The 4,155-nt window shown below is 26.6% G+C and carries 4 protein-coding genes; 2 read left to right on the forward strand and 2 right to left on the reverse strand.

Features of this window, described 5'->3' with window-relative positions:
- The coding region (locus ACWYO2_RS04995; RefSeq protein WP_455515385.1) for a hypothetical protein at positions 1–690 on the reverse strand (690 nt) is incomplete at its 3' end.
- A 279-nt stretch (positions 691–969) separates the two neighbouring features.
- On the opposite strand from ACWYO2_RS04995, the gene lepA reads away from it, so the two are divergent.
- Both lepA and ACWYO2_RS05005 read left to right on the forward strand, forming a co-directional pair.
- A complete protein-coding gene (gene lepA / locus ACWYO2_RS05000; RefSeq protein WP_455515386.1) occupies positions 970–2,769 on the forward strand; it encodes a translation elongation factor 4 in 1,800 nt (599 codons plus the stop codon).
- 61 nt (positions 2,770–2,830) lie between these two features.
- Positions 2,831–3,550, forward strand: a complete 720-nt coding sequence (locus tag ACWYO2_RS05005; protein WP_455515387.1) for a YebC/PmpR family DNA-binding transcriptional regulator — start codon at positions 2,831–2,833, stop codon at positions 3,548–3,550.
- Positions 3,551–3,656: 106 nt separating this feature from the next.
- On the opposite strand, the gene ACWYO2_RS05010 is transcribed toward ACWYO2_RS05005, so the two are convergent.
- On the reverse strand, positions 3,657–4,155 hold a 499-nt coding region (locus tag ACWYO2_RS05010), incomplete at its 5' end, for a PfkB family carbohydrate kinase (protein WP_455515388.1).

Raw genomic sequence — 4,155 nt, forward strand, 5'->3', positions numbered from 1 at the left:
TTTTGATTTATCTTTACTTTTTAAAATATTTTCAGCATATATACTAATTTCTTTTGAAATATTAACATTTTTTAATAATTCATCTATTTTTTTATAATTTTTTTCTCTTTTAATTAAATTCTTACCATATCTTTTATGCTCTAAATAATGAGTTAATTCGTGTATGTAATTTGATAGTATATTATCATTACAAGCCAATCTATTAATGTAACCATTTTTTAAAGTTGATTCATATTTTTCTTCACTGCCTAATATTAATGGATTTAAGTATAAAGTATTTGTTTTAGGTAAATAAGAACCCACTTGTATTTCAGCATCCATTATAACTGCTTTTAATCCTTTTAGTTTTTTACTATCTAATTTCATAAGATTACAATTTTCATATAAATTATCATCTATATACTTCAATTCTTTCTTTAACTCTCTAATATCACTATATTTATTTAGTGTACCTTTTTCAATGTAAAGTTTAACTTTAGATTTTATATTAGTTATTTCATTAATTGTATATTCTTTTGTTTCTGCTTGTATTGTTCTTAATATAGTCTGAGTTTTTTTACTTATTCTTAAACCTCTATCAAATTCTTCAAATCTATTTCTTAAAGTTTTTACTTCCCCTTTTTTAATTTTATACCTTGATTTATAGAAATTTACTACTACTTTTTTCTTTAAAATAAGGTCTATAATCACTAAACCGGTTAGGATTTTCTTCTATATTTTTAGTGACCTTTAAATTCATATCTTTAAGGTCATCATCTAACTGTATTATACTACTTCTGCACCTATAATGTAAAGAAGGATACAAGCCAATTCTAAAGTTTCAAAATTTTTAAATTTAGTTTATTTAAAAATTAAAGAATAAAATCTTTAATTATAAATATATTTAAAGATTTCTATTCTTTTAGATTCTATTGAATATATTTAAAAAGTATGATAAAATCTAAGTAAAACAAAATAACGAGGAGTAAAATGATAGATAAAAAATTTAAAAGAAATTTTTCAATAATTGCTCATATAGATCATGGTAAATCTACCATTGCTGATAGATTACTTGAAATGACTGGTACTGTTAGTCAAAGAGAAATGAAAGAGCAATTATTAGATAGTATGGACCTTGAACGTGAAAAAGGAATAACTATAAAAGCACAAGCTGTCACTTTAAATTATAAAGCAAAAGATGGAAATATATACGAATTAAATCTTATTGATACACCTGGTCACGTTGATTTTATATACGAAGTTTCAAGATCTCTTGCTGCATGTGATGGTGCTTTGCTTGTAGTTGATGCAGCACAAGGAATTGAAGCTCAAACTCTTGCTAATGTATATTTAGCACTTGAAAATGATTTAGAAATTTTGCCAGTTATCAATAAAATAGACCTACCTTCTGCAGATCCAGATAGAGTTATGCTTGAAATTGAGGATGTAATAGGATTACCTACTGATAATTCTGTTCTTGTTTCAGGAAAAACAGGAATAGGAATAGATGAATTACTTGAAGGTATAGTTAATCATCTTCCTGAACCAGATGGTAAAGATAACGCTCCATTAAAAGCACTTATATTTGATTCTCATTATGATGATTTTAGAGGAGTTATTACATATATACGTATAATTGATGGTTCTATTAAAAAAGGTGATAAAATCAAAATAATGTCAACAGGTAAAGAATTTGAAGTTCTAGAATTAGGAATATTCTCACCTAAAATGAAAGAAACAAATGAATTAAATACAGGTTCAGTTGGATATATTATTACTGGTATTAAATCAATAAAAGATACACAAGTTGGAGATACAATAACTCATGTTAAAAATCCTACAGAATTTCCACTTTCAGGTTATAGACCAGCATTAAGTATGGTATTTGCAGGTATTTATCCAATATCTACTGATGATTACGAAGATTTAAGAGAAGCTTTAGAAAAACTGCAATTAAATGATGCTTCACTTAGCTACACCCCTGAAACTTCACTTGCATTAGGATTTGGTTTCCGTTGTGGTTTCTTAGGATTATTACACATGGAGATTATTGTAGAAAGATTAAGACGTGAATTTGGAATTGATTTAATCTCTACTGCTCCATCAGTTGAATATCACGTTACAGTCGAAGGTACTTCTAATATGCTTATAATAGACAACCCAGCAGAATTTCCTGAAGGTAGAAAACATATCGAAGAACCATTTATTAAAGGAACAATAATCGTACCTAAAGATTATGTAGGAAATGTAATGGAACTTTGTCAAGAAAAACGTGGAACTTTTGTAAATATGAGTTTCGTTGATGAAAATAGATCGATGATAATATATGATTTACCTCTTGCTGAAGTTGTTATAGATTTTTACGATAAACTTAAATCAAGAACTAAAGGTTATGCTTCATTCGAATATGAAATGATAGGATTTAGAGAATCTAATCTTGTTAAAATAGATATTCTTGTAAGTGGACAAGCAGTAGATGCATTCTCATTTATAGCACATAATGATAATGCTTATTATAGAGGAAGATCTATAGTTGAGAAATTAAAAGAAGTTATTCCAAGACAACAATTTGAAATTCCTATACAAGCAGCACTTGGAACTAAAGTAATTGCTCGTGAAACAGTTAAAGCATTAAGAAAAAATGTATTAGCTAAATGTTATGGTGGAGATATTACTCGTAAGAAAAAATTATTAGAAAAACAAAAAGAAGGTAAAAAGCGTATGAAAGCTATTGGTAATGTAGAAATACCACAAGAAGCATTCTTATCGGTACTTAAGTTAAATGATTAAATTTTGACTATAATTTTTTAATATGATATAATTTATAAGAAATAAAAAAATTGGAGGAAATATGGGAAGACATGGTACTATAGCAGGTCGTAAAGAAGCACAAGATAAAAAAAGAGGAGCAGCTTTTACTAAATATGTTAGATTAATTACTGTTGCTGCTAGAAATGGTGCAGACCCTGAATATAACGTTGCATTAAAACATGCTATTGAAAAAGCTAAGGCAATAAATATGCCTAATGACAATATTACAAGAGCTATTAAAAAAGGTTCTGGAGCAGATGGTTCTGCTACATTTGATTCATTAAATTATGAAGGATATGGACCAGGTGGTGTTGCAGTAGTTGTTGAATCACTTACTGATAATAGAAACAGAACTGCTTCAGCTGTAAAATCAACTTTTGATAAAAACGGAGGTAATTTAGGAGTTACTGGATGTGTTTCATATATGTTTGATAGAAAAGGTGTAATCATTATAGAAAAAACTGATAAAACTGATGAAGATAAAATAATGGAAATTGCTCTTGAAGCAGGTATGGAAGATATGGAAAGTTTAGATGATAGTTTCTATATCACTACTCCAACAGATACTTTTGATGCAGTGTCTGATGCTTTAAGAAAAAATGGTTATGAATTACTAGAATCAGATATCGAATACGTACCATCAATCGAAGTTGAAACTTTATCTGATGAAGATTTAGAAAAATTAAGAAAATTAATAGATATTCTTGAAGATAATGATGATGTTCAAAAAGTATATCATAATTATGCTGGAGAATTATAATAAACATAATAAAACTAAAAAGAAGAACAAATAATCTAAAATAGATAATGTGCTTCTTTTTAATTATACATAATAACAATATTTTACTAAAATATTTATTTAATTATTAAATTTCATTGAAAATTTCTTTATATTTTTCTTCATCTACATAACTAGATATAGCACCTATATTAGTTGTTGATAAAGAAGCATAATTAGTTGCAAATCTTGATATATTTTCTAAATTAATTATACTTAATTTTTTCTTATCTTCTTCTGTTTTAAGTAATTTTGAAATGTATGCCCCAACAAAAGCATCGCCTGCTCCTGTTGTATCTATAACTTTAACATTCGGTATAGTGTTTAAAACCTTAAAACCATTATGATATACTTCTGAGCCATTTTCACCTTTAGTGTATAAAACATGTGATATATGTTTGAATTTATCTTCTAAAGCTTTTTCTATATTATTTGTTCCTGTAACAAATTCTAATTCATTATCAGATATTTTCAATATATCTACATAAGGTAAAAACTCTTGTATAGTATTATAATATTCATTCATATCTTCCCAAAGATTAAATCTTAAATTAACATCAAAACTAATTAATATACCTGTTTCTTTA

The sequence above is a fragment of the Pseudostreptobacillus sp. genome (genome assembly GCF_977040545.1).